The sequence below is a fragment of the Haloarchaeobius baliensis genome (assembly GCF_052060055.1).
GTDB classification, from domain to species: Archaea; Halobacteriota; Halobacteria; order Halobacteriales; family Natrialbaceae; genus Haloarchaeobius; species Haloarchaeobius baliensis.
In genome coordinates this window covers 647254-661309 of record NZ_JBPPFR010000001.1, presented here as the reverse complement: position 1 = coordinate 661309, position 14056 = coordinate 647254, and the positions used below count along the sequence as shown (strand labels likewise).

General features: G+C 69.6%; 16 protein-coding genes. 7 read left to right on the top strand and 9 right to left on the bottom strand.

Going from position 1 to position 14056, the window contains the following annotated elements:
- Positions 1 to 57: 57 nt before the first annotated feature.
- Positions 58 to 1527 carry a universal stress protein gene (locus ACSG06_RS03395; RefSeq protein ID WP_440988857.1) on the bottom strand — a complete coding sequence of 490 codons (1470 nt, stop codon included), beginning with the start codon at positions 1525 to 1527 and terminating at the stop codon, positions 58 to 60.
- 112 nt (positions 1528 to 1639) lie between these two features.
- Between ACSG06_RS03395 and ACSG06_RS03390 the strand changes: the two genes are divergently transcribed.
- A complete protein-coding gene (locus tag ACSG06_RS03390; protein ID WP_440988856.1) occupies positions 1640 to 2374 on the top strand; it encodes a DUF547 domain-containing protein in 735 nt (244 codons plus the stop codon).
- Positions 2375 to 2401: 27 nt separating this feature from the next.
- Here ACSG06_RS03390 and ACSG06_RS03385 read toward each other — a convergent pair whose 3' ends face one another.
- The 3 genes from ACSG06_RS03385 to ACSG06_RS03375 are packed head-to-tail and all read right to left on the bottom strand — an operon-like array spanning position 2402 to position 4051.
- Positions 2402 to 3133, bottom strand: coding sequence for a guanosine phosphorylase (locus ACSG06_RS03385; RefSeq protein ID WP_440988855.1), 732 nt, complete (start codon positions 3131 to 3133; stop codon positions 2402 to 2404).
- Positions 3134 to 3170: 37 nt separating this feature from the next.
- On the bottom strand, positions 3171 to 3608 hold the full coding sequence (locus ACSG06_RS03380) for a hypothetical protein (RefSeq protein WP_440988854.1): 438 nt from the start codon (positions 3606 to 3608) through the stop codon (positions 3171 to 3173).
- Between the two features lie 41 nt (positions 3609 to 3649).
- Complete coding sequence (locus ACSG06_RS03375) at positions 3650 to 4051, bottom strand: VOC family protein (protein WP_440988853.1); 402 nt, start codon at positions 4049 to 4051, stop codon at positions 3650 to 3652.
- Between the two features lie 86 nt (positions 4052 to 4137).
- Between ACSG06_RS03375 and ACSG06_RS03370 the strand changes: the two genes are divergently transcribed.
- Positions 4138 to 4359 carry a hypothetical protein gene (locus ACSG06_RS03370; RefSeq protein ID WP_440988852.1) on the top strand — a complete coding sequence of 74 codons (222 nt, stop codon included), beginning with the start codon at positions 4138 to 4140 and terminating at the stop codon, positions 4357 to 4359.
- 82 nt (positions 4360 to 4441) lie between these two features.
- Entirely contained in the window at positions 4442 to 4651 is a 210-nt protein-coding gene (locus tag ACSG06_RS03365) for a hypothetical protein (RefSeq protein WP_440988851.1), read from the top strand.
- 17 nt (positions 4652 to 4668) lie between these two features.
- On the opposite strand, the gene ACSG06_RS03360 is transcribed toward ACSG06_RS03365, so the two are convergent.
- From ACSG06_RS03360 to ACSG06_RS03345, 4 genes are all read right to left on the bottom strand, one after another.
- Complete coding sequence (locus ACSG06_RS03360; protein ID WP_440988850.1) at positions 4669 to 5550, bottom strand: ATP-dependent ribose-1-phosphate kinase; 882 nt, start codon at positions 5548 to 5550, stop codon at positions 4669 to 4671.
- Positions 5551 to 6426 (bottom strand): DUF63 family protein, encoded by an 876-nt coding sequence (locus tag ACSG06_RS03355; RefSeq protein WP_440988849.1) that lies wholly within the window; start codon positions 6424 to 6426, stop codon positions 5551 to 5553.
- Positions 6427 to 6510: 84 nt separating this feature from the next.
- Positions 6511 to 7479 (bottom strand): ribose 1,5-bisphosphate isomerase, encoded by a 969-nt coding sequence (locus ACSG06_RS03350; RefSeq protein WP_440988848.1) that lies wholly within the window; start codon positions 7477 to 7479, stop codon positions 6511 to 6513.
- A gap of 90 nt (positions 7480 to 7569) precedes the next feature.
- Positions 7570 to 8697: an Ig-like domain-containing protein gene (locus ACSG06_RS03345; RefSeq protein WP_440988847.1), complete on the bottom strand. Its 1128-nt coding sequence runs from the start codon at positions 8695 to 8697 to the stop codon at positions 7570 to 7572.
- Between the two features lie 126 nt (positions 8698 to 8823).
- On the opposite strand from ACSG06_RS03345, the gene deoC reads away from it, so the two are divergent.
- On the top strand, positions 8824 to 9465 hold the full coding sequence (gene deoC, locus ACSG06_RS03340; protein ID WP_440988846.1) for a deoxyribose-phosphate aldolase: 642 nt from the start codon (positions 8824 to 8826) through the stop codon (positions 9463 to 9465).
- A 17-nt stretch (positions 9466 to 9482) separates the two neighbouring features.
- Here deoC and ACSG06_RS03335 read toward each other — a convergent pair whose 3' ends face one another.
- Positions 9483 to 11399 carry a PGF-CTERM sorting domain-containing protein gene (locus ACSG06_RS03335; RefSeq protein WP_440988845.1) on the bottom strand — a complete coding sequence of 639 codons (1917 nt, stop codon included), beginning with the start codon at positions 11397 to 11399 and terminating at the stop codon, positions 9483 to 9485.
- 166 nt (positions 11400 to 11565) lie between these two features.
- On the opposite strand from ACSG06_RS03335, the gene ACSG06_RS03330 reads away from it, so the two are divergent.
- The 3 genes from ACSG06_RS03330 (at position 11566) to ACSG06_RS03320 (ending at position 14056) form a co-directional block, all read left to right on the top strand.
- The gene (locus tag ACSG06_RS03330) at positions 11566 to 12822 is read left to right on the top strand and encodes a tRNA (N(6)-L-threonylcarbamoyladenosine(37)-C(2))-methylthiotransferase (protein ID WP_440988844.1); all 1257 of its coding nucleotides are present in this window, start codon (positions 11566 to 11568) and stop codon (positions 12820 to 12822) included.
- 67 nt (positions 12823 to 12889) lie between these two features.
- The gene (locus ACSG06_RS03325; RefSeq protein ID WP_440988843.1) at positions 12890 to 13153 is read left to right on the top strand and encodes a hypothetical protein; all 264 of its coding nucleotides are present in this window, start codon (positions 12890 to 12892) and stop codon (positions 13151 to 13153) included.
- 162 nt (positions 13154 to 13315) lie between these two features.
- Positions 13316 to 14056, top strand: coding sequence for a competence/damage-inducible protein A (locus tag ACSG06_RS03320; RefSeq protein ID WP_440988842.1), 741 nt, complete (start codon positions 13316 to 13318; stop codon positions 14054 to 14056).

Below are 14056 nucleotides of genomic sequence, written 5' to 3'. Positions count from 1 at the left end.
GTACGCACCCCACAGGCATGAATCGTGTCCTCGGACCGGCGACCGTACCCCGGCCGCTCAGCCCCCCCGGTGGACAATCGCCACGTCGCAATCGAGGTCGCTGACCTTCTCGAACGTCGGCGGCGCGAGGAACCGCGAGGCGGCGGTTCGGTCGGTGCTCGCGCCGACGACGATCAGGTCGTGCGACGGGGCGTTCACGCTGAGGAAGCTGCGGATGGAGTCCCGCGAGACGCGCGTCTCGAACGTCCCGTCGAACGGCTCGACGAGGTTCAACAGCATCGACTCCGCGCGCCGGCGCTTGCTCTCGGCGTCGATGCAGGTGCAGACGCTCACCGTCCCCGTCGCGCGGGAGACGCGCTTGGCGAAGTCGAGCATCGCGTGGGCGTTGTCGCCGGGTCTGGCCACCGCCACGAGCACGCGGCGCCAGCGGGTCCGTCCAGACACCGACCGGAACGCGACCACGTCGATGGGGTCGTCGAACAGCGACTTGACGAACGGCGAGAGGCTGCCGTGGCGCTCCTCGTACGGCGTCACGACGAGGTCGCAGTTCGCCTCCCGCGCCGTCTGGAGCACCACGCTGGCGGGGCTGCCGGACTCGCTCGCGACGACGACCTCGCAGGGGACCCCGACCTGGGTCCGGATGCGCCCCGCGAGGCGCTCCAGCCGCATCGCCGCCTGGCCCGCGACCTGCTCCTGCGCCTCGGTCGTCGGGTCGGTGTCGGCGGCATCGCCACCCGGTGCCGGCTCGTCGCCCTCGCCCCGGCGGATGCCCGCCTCGGCCTCGGCGATCTCCGACTCCGACACCAGGTCGAGCAGGACGACCTTCCCGGCGTCGTGTGCGGCCGCGATGCGGGCGGCGAACATCGCCGTCTCGTCGGCGGTCTCACCCCGGACCGGGACGAGCACGTGGTCGTCGCCCTGCGTCGTCCGGTAGAGGTACTCCGCGCGCCGGTCGTAGAACAGCTCGCGCCAGGCGTAGAACGCGGTGGCGACGAACGCGGTCGAGAGCACGACGCTCAGGACGTACTCGGTGCGCGCACTGCCCGTGAGCAGGGTCAGCAGCGCCGTCGAGAACGCGGTCGGCTCCTCCAGGTCGAGCGTCCACGTCACCGCGCCGGTGAGGAAGATGCTGAGCCCGGCGCCGAGCGCGCTCACCTGCACCCCACCGGTGCTCACACCGACGATGCCAGCGAGGCCCGTCAGCTCGATGGCCAGGGACCCACAGATCGCGCCGGCAGTCATCCCGCCGACGAACTTCGGCGGCGAGGCGTACTTCCCCTCCGGGTCCGAGAACAGGGTGTACGTCCCGGAGGCCAGCGGCGGGAACAGCAGGAACGACAGGAGTGTCGACGCGTTCGAGATGTACGTGACGAGCGCGATGAGCAGCGGGACGAACAGCAGCACGGAGAGATGCAGCAGGTTGTTCGTGTGCTCGACCCAGCGCTGGAAGTCCCGCAGCTCGCGGCGTTCGACACGACGGATGCGGGCGAGGAGCCGGTCGAGGCGTGCCCGCAGACCCGAGAGCATGGCCTGCCGTTCCCCCGCCAGCGAGAAAACGGTTCTGTCGTGTCCCGGCGGACCGTCGGGGGGAGCCGCTGGTAGCCGACCGCTTTTTGCAACAGCGACCCAACCTGCGGCCATGGCCGCCGTCGACCGGGACGACGCCGTCGCACTCGCCGCAGCGTTCCTCCGGGCGGTCAGGACCGGCGAGGACACGCGTGACCACCGCCGAGTGCTCGCGGACCTCGACGATGCGGCACTCGCCCGAGCACTCGACAGCGACGCGGCACGGACGGCGTTCTGGCTCGACGTCTACAACGGCTTCGCCCAGCACCTGCTCGAATCAGACACGGAGTTGTGGCGGAAGCGACGGCTCCCGCCGACCCGCCCGATCTTCACCGACGAGCTGTTCACGGTCGCCGGCCACGAACTGAGCCTCGACGACGTCGAGCACGGCATCCTCAGGTGCTCGCAGTCCGGCATCGGGCTGGGCTACCTGCCCCGGCTCCGGGTCGACGAGTTCGAGCGCCGGCACCGCGTGAACGAGGTCGACCCCCGCATCCACTTCGCGCTGAACTGCGGGGCGGCGTCGTGCCCGCCCGTGGCGGTGTACACCCGCGACGGCGTCGACGAGGAGCTCGACCTGGCGACGGCGTCGTTCCTGGAGACCGAGTGCCACTACGATCCGGGGTCGAACGTCGTCCGGGTGCCGAAGCTGTTCTCGTGGTACCGCGGCGACTTCGGCGGGAAAGCGGGCGTCGTTCGGTCCCTGAAACGGTACGGCGTGGTTCCCGAAGACGCATCGCCGTCGCTCGCGTACACCGGGTACGACTGGTCGCTGAAGCTCGGCGAGTTCGTCGAACTGGAGGTGTAGGCCCCGAAAACAACGGAGTGAGACGCCCTAGTCCTGCAGCGCTCGGACCGCTTCCAGCGAGATGTCGATGGCGCGGCCGACGTTGTTCTTTGCCTTCTCGGGCAGCTCCTCGTCCTCGGTGTCGGTGCCCTTCTGGGTGCCCTTCACGAGGTTGCCGTCGACGGTGCAGATTGCGCCGGCGGCGAGGCCCTTCCGGCGGGCGAGCGTGAACACGGTCGCGGCCTCCATCTCGACGCTCAGGATGCCCGCGTCCTCCCAGTCCTGCACGTACTCGTCGGTCTCGGCGTAGTAGGCGTCGTCGCTGGCGATGGGGCCGACGTGGACGTCCTCGTCGTTCGCCTCGGCGCCGTGGACGAGCGCGGTCATCACGTCGAACTCCGGAACGGCGGGGTACTCGACGGCCTCGTAGCGCTTGGAGGTGCCCTCGTTCTTCGCCGCGCCGGTGGCGACGATCATGTCGCCGATCTCGATGTCGTGCTGGAGCGCGCCGGTCGTGCCCACGCGGATGAACGTCTCGACGCCGACGTTCGAGAGCTCCTCGACGGCGATGGCGGCCGACGGGCAGCCGATGCCGGTCGAGCAGATGGTCAGGTCGACGCCCTCGTAGGTCGCGTTGACGAGCTTGTACTCGCGGTTCTCGGCGACGACCTCGCTGTCGGCGCAGTGGCCGGCGATGCGGTCCACGCGGCCCGGGTCGCCCGGGATGAGCGCGATGTCGTGTACGTCTCCCTCCTCGACGAGCAGGTGCGGCTGTGTCATACCCACGGCTTCGCCGGAGCCCGAGAAAAAACGTTCGTCACGCGCCGAGACCGAACAGCGCGACGGCCGTCAGCGTGACCCCGTAGACGACCGCCGAGAAGAGCCACTGGAGGAGCGTCGTCTCGCGCCGGTCGTCGTCGAAGCCCGCCGTCGGGAGCACGACGAAGCCGAAGAAGTTCATGATGAACACGGTGAACACCGTCGCCGGCAGCACGACAGCAGCCCACGTCCCGAGCCGGGGCTCCAGCGCGACGACGGCGACGCCGAGGCCGAGCCCGCCGACGAGCCCGGTCGCGTGATGGACGAGCTGTGCCGCGAGCGCGGACACCTCGTCGACGGGCTTGCGCTGGAGCTTCGACGCCGCGACCCACGCCGGGGTGAACCCCTCGGACAGGAGCGCCATCGGCACGTCCATCACGAGCGCACCGGCGAGTCCGGCGGCGGCACACACCACGAGCGTCGTCACCGTCGACATGGCGTCGGCTTCGGCGGGTCGCCCCTTAATCCCGTGGGGCGTCAGTCGTCGAGCGGGAACCCCGGGTTCCAGGCGACCTCCCAGAGGAAGCCGTCGGGGTCGGCGAAGTAGCCGGAGTAGCCGCCCCAGAACACCTCCTGTGCTGGTTTGACGATCTCCGCACCTGCCGCCTCGGCCTCGGCGAGGACGGCGTCGACCCGCTCTTCCGACTCGACGTTGTGCGCGAGCGTGAACCCCCGGAACCCCGACCCCTCCGCCGGAACGGTCGCGTCGTCGGCCAGCTCCTCGCGGGGGTACAGCGCCAGCCACGTACTCGCCGTCTCGAAGAACGCGATGTCGCCCTCGGTGTCGCGCTCGGGCAACCCGAGGCCGTCGCGGTAGAACTCGGTCGCCCGGTCGAGGTCCTCGACGCCGAGCGTGAGGATGCTGATTCGTGGGTCCATGTCCGAGCGACGGGCAGCAGGAGCGTAGCCTTTGCCCCCCTCAACGGGCGGAACGACTTTGCCCCCGGCGGTCGCACGGCAACGAGATGCGAGACGGTGACACTGGTGCGCGGGCCGACGCGGCTCGGGCGTCGATGTACGGCCTCGCCGTGACGCTGGTCACGGCCCTCGGCATCGGACCGGCCGGCTACGCCGACCTCCCCGAGCTCCCGCTCCCGGTGGCACTCGGCCTCGGCGTCGCGACGTGCCTCGCGGTGTTCCTCGCCTACCGGGTGAACTGGGACGCCGTGACCGCGCCGCGACGGTGAAAACCGGTTCCAGGGGACGACAGACGCAGCCCGTGGCCCCCGTGGCCGCAACGCTTTTTTCCGACACCGGCAGTCACGAACCATGGACATCGAGCCGGAGACCGACAGCCGCGAACGCCTGGGCCGGGACGCGCTCAACGGGCTCGTCGTCGCGGGAATCGGGTACTACGCCGGCATCACCGGCTTCGGGAAGTGGACCACCAGCGACCCGGTGTCGCCGACCCTCGCGCTAGTCATCGGTGGCACACTCGGACTCGCCGTCTTCCTCGTCCGCCGGGCCAGACAGCGGTAGGGCGACGGGCTCGCCGTTCAGAACGCGTCGTCCAGAAACGTCGCCAGCTCGGACTCCGTCGGCGCGGCCCGGGCCCCCTCCTCGGCGGCGGCGAGCGCACCGCAGGCGTTGCCGTGCTCGACGGCGCGCTCGTAGTCCTCCGATTCGAGCAGCGCCGCGACGAAGCCGGCCGCGAAGGCGTCGCCCGCGCCGGTCGTGTCGACGGGGTCGACGCCGAAACCCGGGTGCTCGTAGGTCGCGTCGGGCGTGTGGACGACCGCACCGTCGCTCCCGCGCTTGACGACGAGCACGCGGTCCGCGAACTCCGAGCCGGGGTACTCCGTCTCGAGCACGCTCTCCGCCTCGCGGTCGTTCAGGAACAGGATGTCCGCGGCCTCCAGCGCGGCCGAGAAGTCCCGGTCGGCGAGCCGTCGTCCGGGGTCGAAGCTGACGCGGACGCCCGCCTCGGCCGCGAGTTCGGCGATTCTCGCGGCGGTGTCCGGTCGCTGGCTCGTCAGGTGGACGTGGTCGGCCGAACGGACGTACGCGGGCTCGACGTCGCCGGGTTCGACGGCCTCGTTCGCACCGTCGTTGCCGAGGACCGCCACCTCGCCCTGCTCGTCGACGAGCAGGTACTTCACGGCGGTCTGGCCGTCCGGCACCGTCAGCAGGCCCTCGAGGTCGACGCCGGCGTCGTCCAGCTCGCGCCGCGCGAGCAGGCCGTTCTCGTCGTCGCCGACGCTGCCGACGAGCCCGGTGTCGACGTTCAGCCCCGAGAGCGCGACGGCGACGTTGGCGGCGCTCCCGCCCCCGGAGGAGCGCAGCGAGCTGATCCGTGACTCGCCGTCGGGTTCCGGGAGGCGGTCGACGCGGAGGGTCACGTCCCAGTTGACGTGTCCCGCGGTGAGCACCCGCGGCACTCAGGCCACCCCCGCCACGTGAGCGAGTGCGAAGGGCAGGTCCGCCGCGGTCACGTCGCCCGAGACCATGAACAGCAGCAGGTTGTGGAGGCCGGGGCCCAGCCCGACCGCGGCGACGAACGCCAGCGCGAGCCGGCCGTAGCGGGGCTGCTCGTCGATGTACTCCTTGAACGCCGCGACGACGACGAGCGCCAGCAGCACCTTCACGAGGACGAACAGCCAGCCAGCCCCGATGGCGTCGTACGTCGGGAGCTGCTCGCCGGCCTCCAGGATGTACTTCGAGAGGACGACGCGCTCGCCGCCACCGAGGAAGTCGTAGCCGATGGCGGTCGTGATGCCGTCGAGCGTGTGTGCGAACACGACGACGACGCCGGTCCGGCCCGCCTTGGCGGCGACCTCGGTGTAGCGGAGGCTCAACAGCACCCAGGCGATGGCCGCGACGATGGCCGCGACGACCGCGCCGATGACCGACCAGAACGGGGTGAACGTCCCGCTCTCGAGCGACGTGAGGATGGCGAACATGACGAACGTCACGCCGAAGCCGGTGCCGACGGTGCCCAGCCCCCGGTCGGCGTGGAAGTGCTGGCGGACCGCGGCGAGGAACGTCATCAGGATCCAGACGAGCCCCGCAGCCGTCGCCGTCGTGATGTAGACGGTGAGCGTGCCGAACAGGGGTGCGATAGACTCGGGATACACCTCGAGGACGTAGAGGACGTGGAGGATCGCGCCCGTGAGCATCCACGGGACGAACGCCACCGCCGTCCAGTCCGTGACGGGCGGGTGGACCGCCCAGAGCAACGCCACCACCCCGAGGAAGGCGAGCACGAGCGGCACCGCGTAGACCAGCGGCGGTAGCTCTGCCCCTGCAAGTACCATGCTCGCATATCGTGAGAGCAACAGGAAAGAAGGTTCCGGTCGGCTACGGCCGGAAAGTTAGGTGACCGACCTGTCGTCGTCCCTTCACGCCTCCCAGGGACGGTCCGTGTCCCGGCCGAACAGCTCGCGCATCAGGACCACGATGCTCTCGGGCGGGAACTGTCCGCGTTCGGTGACGATGGCGTCGACGTACCGCGGCGGTGTCACGTCGAACGCCGGGTTCTCGACGGTGAAGCCCCCGGGGTCGCCCTGGATGCGCTCGCGCTCCACGTCGCCGAGTACCTCCGACTCGTCGCGCATCTCTATCTCGACGGTGTGACCCGTCAGCGTGTCCGGGTGCAGCTTGATGGTCTGTGCGGCGACCATGATGGGCACGCCGCGGTCACGGGCGTTCACCGCCAGCCCCGAGGTCCCGATCTTGTTGATGACGCTCCCGTCGGCCGCGATGGAGTCCGCGCCGACGACCACGTGGTCCACGTCGTCGAGGTACCGCCGTGCCGCGCTGTCGACGATCATCGTGACCGGCACGCCCCAGTCGCGAAGCTCCTCGGCGGTGATGTGGCCCTGCTTGCGCGGCCGGGTCTCCTTCACGATGGCCTCGATCTGCTTGCCCTGGTCGAGCGCCGCCTTCACGCACGACAGCGCGTCCGTCGAGTGACAGTGGGTCATCACCACGTCGCCGTCGCGGAGCCGGTTCGCGCCGACCTCGCCGAGGCGCTCCTGTGCCTGGTCGAGCTCGCGCTGGAACGCCTCGGCGCTGGCGACGGCGGACTCGCGGAGTTCGGCGACCGTCTCACCGGTCACGTCGGCCATCACGAACCGGAGCGCGTTCGGCAGGCTCACCGCCGTCGGTCGCGTCTCGTACAGCATCTTCGCCGCCTTGCGGAGGTCCTCGTGGAACGCCTCGGGCGACTCCGCCTCGGACTCGCGGGCCGCCGTCGCCAGCGCCCCGGCGGCCGCGTCGGCGATGGTCGCCGCACCGCGGATCTCCATCGTGGCGATGTCGTCGGCGGTGTCGGCGACGGCCGGATGTACGTCGGTCATACCTCTCATCTCGACCGCCACGACACAAAAATGGCGCGGCGAGAGGCGTCGTCTCGGGAGCGGTACGGAGGCCTACGGACGGCTCCGAGGAGCGCCAGTTCAGGTACAGCGCCTGACGCCCGTGTCGATTCGCGGCCCGTCACCGTCGAACGTCACCGTCGTCTCGGCGGCCGTGTAGCAGGAGCACCGCACGAGCTCCGCGTGTGCGGTCCCGGTGTCGGCCGTCGCGACCAGCCTGTAGAAGTCACCGACGGGCGTCGACAGGGCGAGGTCTCTCGAGCCGCGGGCAGCGAGGTCGACCGACCGCTCGCTGACCGTCTCGCCGTTGCGTACCAGCGTCACCGTGGCCGCTACGGACGTGTCCGTGATGTTCTCGAGCGCGACGGACACGTCCCGTGCCGCGCCACAGCCGACGAGCGGGTCGCCTTCGGCGGGGACGATGACGCTGAGCAGCGGCCAGGCGTGGTCCGGCGGGATTCGCCAGCGTGAGACGGTCCGCCCGCCGGCCACGACGTCGACGTCGACGGTGTACTCCCCAGCGGTCGCGGTCAGTCCCTCGACGGCGACGGTCTGGTCAGCGTCGAGTTCGTAGGTGCACTCGAAGAAGGTCAGCGATTCGTGGGCAACGGCGAGCGTCACCGTGACCGGTTCCCCGGACTCGTTCGCGAGTTCGGCCCGGCCGCGCGTGTGCGTCTCCGAGGCGTCAGGTATCGCGTACGGGAGCGACGTCGTCGTCCCCTCGCCGGTCGCACAGCCACGGTCGACCAGCGTCTCCTCGAAGGACGGCTCGCCCGAATCCCCGACCTGCACGGTGAGCGACCCGCGGTAGCCCGCCTCGACCTGCCAGTCGTGGGTCGCGCTCCCGCCAGCATCGAGGTGCGCCGAGACGGTGTACGACCCCGGTTCCGGGACCGAGAAGAGAAACGCGACGACGCCGTCGTTCACGTCCCGCGTCCGTTCGTCGACGACCGTGCCGTCGCGACGGAGTTCGGCCGTCACGGTCGCCGGTGCGTCCCCGTCGTTGTGGACGCTGACGTGCGCATCCAGCGTCCCGTCCGTGATGGCCGTCCGGAGCGAATCGGTCGCAGTGGGCCGCTGACCGACGGGCCCCGTCGAGGTCTCCGCAGCGTCGGTCCCGCTCCGGCCCTGGTCGAGGCAGCCGGCTACTGCTCCCGAGAGACCAGCACCGACGGCAGAGAGAAGCGCGCGGCGGGAGGGCAGTTGCATACGGACATGTTCGAAGACGGAGACAAAGGTCTTGGGCCGATGCTGGGGACAGGCGGCCGGGGTGACGGGACCGCTGGTGACGGACGACCGGCGACTACTATACCCCCTCCCCCACAACGGGGAGCCATGAACCGCGAGGAACTCGCCGCGAGCATCGACCACACCGTGCTCGGCCCGGAGACGACGCTCGACGACGTCGAGTCGGTCCTCGACGAGGCCGCCGAGTACGGCATGAACGCCTGCATCCCGCCGTGTTTCGTCGAGGAGGCCAAGGATTACGCCCCCGATGTGACCGTCGCGACGGTCATCGGCTTCCCGCACGGGAACAACACGCCGGAGATCAAGCGCGACGAGGGTGTCGACGCCTGGGACAACGGTGCCGACGAGCTCGACGTGGTCATCAACGTCGGCCGGCTGAAGGCGGGCGACTCGGGTGCGGTCCACGACGAGCTGGAGGAGCTGGTCGCCGCGGTGCCGGTGCCGGTGAAGGTCATCATCGAGACCGCGCTGCTCACCGAGGAGGAGAAACACGCCGCCTGCAAGGCCGCCGCGGACGCCGACGCCGACATGGTGAAGACCTCGACGGGCTTCGCCGACGGCGGTGCGGCGGTCGCGGACGTCGAGCTGATGAGCGAGTACCTCCCCGTGAAGGCGAGCGGCGGCGTCGGCTCGTGGGCCGAGGCGCAGGCGATGTTCGACGCCGGGGCGGTACGCATCGGTGCGTCCAGCGGCGTCGCTATCGTCGAGAGCTTCGAAGAAAGCGAGTAGTCGGAGGGTAGCTGGTTCTACTCTGCGCGACGCCGACCGAACAGCGCGAGCGCGACGAGTGCGACGAGTGCGACGGCCGGGCCGAAGCCGGGCATCCCGCCGAGGAGGCCACCGCCGTCGTCGTCGACGTTCAGGTAGGTACGGGCCTCCTGGGTGTCCATCTCGGGGAAGTCCTTCTCGTCGGGGTCCCAGTCGCCGGGCATGTAGACGTCGGTCTCGTCGCCGACGACCGAGAGCTCGCGCACGTCGGACTCGCTGGCGTCGCCGGAGACGGCCCCGGAGAGTCGGACGTAGGTGACGCTCTCGTCACCGGAGAGCTCGCCGTAGGCGCTGGCGACGCTGAGGTTGCCGCCGTACTCCTCCTCCAGCACGTCCCGGAAGGCGGAGACGTTGTCGAAGCTCGCACCGGCCTCGAAGGTGACGGTGCGGTCCTGCATCGAGACGTCCATCCGGGCCGTCTCGAACTCGGACTGCTGGAACGCCTCGAGCATGGCGCGGGACTGGTCGCTCCCGGTGCCCTCGCTGGACTGGAGCATGCTGTCGATGGCCCCGCTCACGAGCTCCTCCTGGCTGAAGGTGGCGGACATGTCCGCGGTCAGCTCGCCGTTCTCGGTCTGGGCGCTCGCGGAGAACTCGGTGTTACCGGACCACTCGACGCCCCGGCTCTCGAGCTCCTCGACGTAGGTCTCCCAGTTCTCGGTCTCGTAGTCGGCGGAGAAGTCGACCTCGGCGGTGTCCTGGTCGGGCGAGGAGAGCGAGCCGCTCCAGGTGTAGGTCCGCTGGAGGTCGGCGGCGGACTGGGCCTCGATGCGTGCGCGGCTCTCCTCGAGGTTCAGCTGCTCGCTGCTCATCTCGGAGGCCTCCATGATGTCGAGCATCGCGAGCGAGGCCTCGTCGTAGTTGTCGATCTGGACCGACCAGCTCGCGCTGGCCTCCTCGCTCGTCACGTCGACGGACGCGGAGAGCTCGGTCAGCTCGACGGACTGGATGCGCTCGGCGAGGTCCTCCGCCTCGCTCTCGGAGAGGTTCATCTGCCGAGAGGAGGCGAGGGAAGTGGTCAGCTGCTCGGAGACGGCCTCGTCGACGCCGGTGAACTCGACCGTGTAGGCCATGTCGACCCGGTTGGTGTCGCTGTCGAACGAGTGCGACTCGACCGTGACGCTCACGTCACCGTCGAGCTGGCGGGCGACGAGCCCGAACTGCGACTCGAGGCTCCGGCGCGCGCTCTCGCGGGTGTTCCACGAGTCGGCGCTGTAGGAGCCGACGACGTAGTCCTGCTCGCCGGAGAGGACGTAGCTGTCCTCGCGCTCCTCGAGCGTGAACGCGAAGTGCATCTCGTCGACGCCGGGGTCCTCACCGAACGTCGCGCTGACGGAGCCCGCCGTCGAGAACGAGCTCCCGGTCGTCGTCATCGAGCCCTCCGTCGAGAGGGACTCGAGCATGGAGGTGCCCGTGGAGGTCGTCCCGGACTCGCTGGTGAACGTACCATCGAACGTGACCGAACCCTGGGCGTTCTCGCGGGTCTGCTCACCGGAGGCGGTGAACGAGAGGTCCTCGATGGAGTCCGGCGTGTCCATGGCGAACGAACCGTCGCCCGTCATCGACTCGGGCGTGAGTTCGAACGACGCGTCGCCGGAGAAGTTGTCCTCGGGGGCCTCGTCCATCGTGTCGTTGAGGAACACGTGGAACAGGCCCTCGGAGAGGTCGGCGCCGTAGTGACCGTTGCCACTACCGGCGCCGTCCTCGCGGTAGACGAGGACGGCGTCGCCGTCGTCCTCGACGTAGATTTCGTCTGCCGATTCGAGTTCGTCTTGCTCCTGCGTGCCGTTCAGGGCGGACAGCGAGGAGCCCCCCACAGCGACCGCGCCGACCGTGCTCGTGACGAGCAGGGCGGCGAACGCGACTGCGAGGAGTGCGCGGGTCTGTGTTCGCATTACAACAAATGTGTTACAACTGAGAAGTTATAACCCCATCGCCTTGGTTTCAGAGTCAGAAAACGCGCCAATAACCATCACACGCCCCGACACGCGAACCCCCCACACACGGCACGCGGGGCCTATCGTCGCGCTTTTGAACGCGCACCGGCAACAGGGGATAGGAATGGCCCGATACCACATCGAGACGTACGGCTGTACCTCCAACAGAGGTGAGAGCCGACAGATAGAGTCGGCGCTCCGCGACGCGGGACACTACCGCGTCGACGGCCCCGAACAGGCCGACGTCGCGATACTGAACACCTGTACGGTGGTCGAGAAGACGGAGCGGAACATGCTCCGTCGGGCCAAAGAACTCGAATCCGAGACGGCGGACCTCATCGTCACGGGCTGTATGGCGCTGGCCCAGGGCGAGGAGTTCCGCGACGAGGCCGTCGACGCCCAGATACTCCACTGGGACGACGTCCCCACGGCGGTGACCAACGGCGAGTGCCCGACGCCCGGCCCCGGCGTCGAACCCGTCCTGGACGGCGTCGTCGGCATCCTCCCCATCGCCCGGGGCTGCATGAGCGACTGCTCGTACTGCATCACGAAGCACGCGACGGGCAAGATAGAGTCCCCCTCGGTCGAGGAGAACGTCGAGAAGGCCCGCGCGCTGGTCCACGCCGGCGCGACGGAGCTCCGCATCACCGGGCAGGACACCGGCGTCTACGGCTGGGACACCGGCGAGCGCAAGCTGCACACCCTGCTCGACCGCATCTGCACCGAGATAGACGGCGAGTTCCGCGTCCGCGTCGGCATGGCGAACCCGAAGGGCGTCCACGGCATCCGCGAGGAGCTGGCCGACGTGTTCGCGAGACACGACGAGCTGTACGACTTCCTGCACGCGCCGGTGCAGTCCGGGAGCGACGACGTGCTCGGCGACATGCGCCGCCAGCACCAGGTCTCGGAGTACCTGGAGGTCGTCGACGCGTTCGACGACGCGCTCGACTACTGGACGCTCAGCACGGACTTCATCGTCGGCTTCCCGACGGAGACCGAGGCGGACCACGCACAGAGCATGGCGCTGCTGCGCGAGACCCGGCCCGAGAAGATCAACGTCACGCGGTTCTCGAAGCGGCCCGGCACCGACGCCGCCGACATGAAGGGCCTCGGTGGCCAGACGAAGAAGGACCGCTCGAAGGCGATGTCCGAGCTGAAGATGGACGTCGTCGGCGACGCCTACGCGGCGATGGTCGGCGAGACGAAGGCGGACTGCCTCGTCGTCGAGCAGGGCACCGGCGACTCGGTGAAGTGCCGGGACTCGGCGTATCGGCAGATCATCGTGCGGAACGCCACCGAACACGGCCTCGAACCCGGCGACTTCGTCGACCTCGAGGTGACGGGACAGAACACCGTCTACGCGTTCGGGACGCCGGTCTGAGAACCACGGCTCGCAGCGACGTGGGACCAGCCGGAGCATTTATTTCCGCCCCGAAATGGTATGTTTCATGAACGTTGCGATGCCGTTGGCTGTCGACGCGATGCTGGTGGTCCTGTTGCTCGGACTCGTCGTCGTCCCGCCGGGACTGCTCTACGTCCACGCGTCGCGGACCCGCGGCCCCGACGCGTTCACGTGGAGCTTCATGCTCGCACTGGGGCTCGCTGCGGGTGCGTTCTTCACACCGCTCGTCTTCATCGCCGGGCTGGTGCTCGCGAACTACGCTCGGAAGTACGTGTTCAACGGCATCGCCAGCGACGACGAGTACTACTGACGGGCACCGTGCCACCACCCGGAGGTGGGTTTACCAGTTCGCGGCCGCAAGGGGACCCATGAGACACCACGCTCCTCGTGGACGCGACGACCGTTCGGCGCACCGACCCGTCGTCGAGGCGACGGTCCGACGAACCGACCACACCGCCGGGCCACCGGCCTGATGCAGGTCGCCATCCTGACCGTCGGCGACGAGGTGCTCGCCGGCGAGACCACGAACACGAACGCGTCGTGGCTGGCGACCGAGCTGACAGGACGGGGCGTCACAGTCGCACGCATCCTCACCGTTCCCGACGACGAGGCCGTCATCGCCGAGTGGGTCCGCGAGTTCTCCGAGAGCTTCGACGCGGTCCTCGTCACCGGTGGCATCGGCGGCACCCCCGACGACGTGACCGTCGAGGCCGTCGCCGGGGCGTTCGACCGCGAGATGGTCGTCTGCGAGGACCAGCGCGAGCGGCTGGTGCGACGGGCCGAGGCCTTCCGCGAGGCGAACCCCGACCTCGCCGCGGACTACGAGTTCGACGTGGACCTCGACGCGGTGGCGTCGCTCCCCGAAGGGGCCCGCGCGCTGGTGACCGACGAGAGCTGGGCGCCGGGCTGCGTCGTCGCGAACGTCTACGTCCTCCCCGGGATTCCCGCCGAGATGAAGGCGATGTTCGCGGTCGTCGCCGACGAGTTCGCGGGCGACCGGACGAGCGAGACGGTGTACACGCCGACACCGGAGGGCGCACTCGGCGGCGTCCTCTCCGAGATCCGCGAGCGGTTCGACGTGGCCGTGGGGAGCTACCCCGCGCCGGTGGACGAACCGGGCCGGATTCGCGTCAGTGGCTCGGACCCAGAGGCGGTCGCTGGAGCGGTGGCGTGGCTCCGGGAGCACGTCGAGACGTGCGACCCGCCGGTGTAG

Bases quoted from the DNA above. Each gene is read 5' to 3' on its own strand.
- ACSG06_RS03395 (WP_440988857.1), bottom strand. From the start codon at position 1,527: ATGCTCTCGGGTCTGCGGGCACGCCTCGACCGGCTCCTCGCCCGCATC.
- ACSG06_RS03390 (WP_440988856.1), top strand. From the start codon at position 1,640: ATGGCCGCCGTCGACCGGGACGACGCCGTCGCACTCGCCGCAGCGTTC.
- ACSG06_RS03385 (WP_440988855.1), bottom strand. From the start codon at position 3,133: ATGACACAGCCGCACCTGCTCGTCGAGGAGGGAGACGTACACGACATC.
- ACSG06_RS03380 (WP_440988854.1), bottom strand. From the start codon at position 3,608: ATGTCGACGGTGACGACGCTCGTGGTGTGTGCCGCCGCCGGACTCGCC.
- ACSG06_RS03375 (WP_440988853.1), bottom strand. From the start codon at position 4,051: ATGGACCCACGAATCAGCATCCTCACGCTCGGCGTCGAGGACCTCGAC.
- ACSG06_RS03370 (WP_440988852.1), top strand. From the start codon at position 4,138: ATGCGAGACGGTGACACTGGTGCGCGGGCCGACGCGGCTCGGGCGTCG.
- ACSG06_RS03365 (WP_440988851.1), top strand. From the start codon at position 4,442: ATGGACATCGAGCCGGAGACCGACAGCCGCGAACGCCTGGGCCGGGAC.
- ACSG06_RS03355 (WP_440988849.1), bottom strand. From the start codon at position 6,426: ATGGTACTTGCAGGGGCAGAGCTACCGCCGCTGGTCTACGCGGTGCCG.
- ACSG06_RS03350 (WP_440988848.1), bottom strand. From the start codon at position 7,479: ATGAGAGGTATGACCGACGTACATCCGGCCGTCGCCGACACCGCCGAC.
- ACSG06_RS03345 (WP_440988847.1), bottom strand. From the start codon at position 8,697: ATGCAACTGCCCTCCCGCCGCGCGCTTCTCTCTGCCGTCGGTGCTGGT.
- deoC (WP_440988846.1), top strand. From the start codon at position 8,824: ATGAACCGCGAGGAACTCGCCGCGAGCATCGACCACACCGTGCTCGGC.
- ACSG06_RS03335 (WP_440988845.1), bottom strand. From the start codon at position 11,399: ATGCGAACACAGACCCGCGCACTCCTCGCAGTCGCGTTCGCCGCCCTG.
- ACSG06_RS03330 (WP_440988844.1), top strand. From the start codon at position 11,566: ATGGCCCGATACCACATCGAGACGTACGGCTGTACCTCCAACAGAGGT.
- ACSG06_RS03325 (WP_440988843.1), top strand. From the start codon at position 12,890: ATGAACGTTGCGATGCCGTTGGCTGTCGACGCGATGCTGGTGGTCCTG.
- ACSG06_RS03320 (WP_440988842.1), top strand. From the start codon at position 13,316: ATGCAGGTCGCCATCCTGACCGTCGGCGACGAGGTGCTCGCCGGCGAG.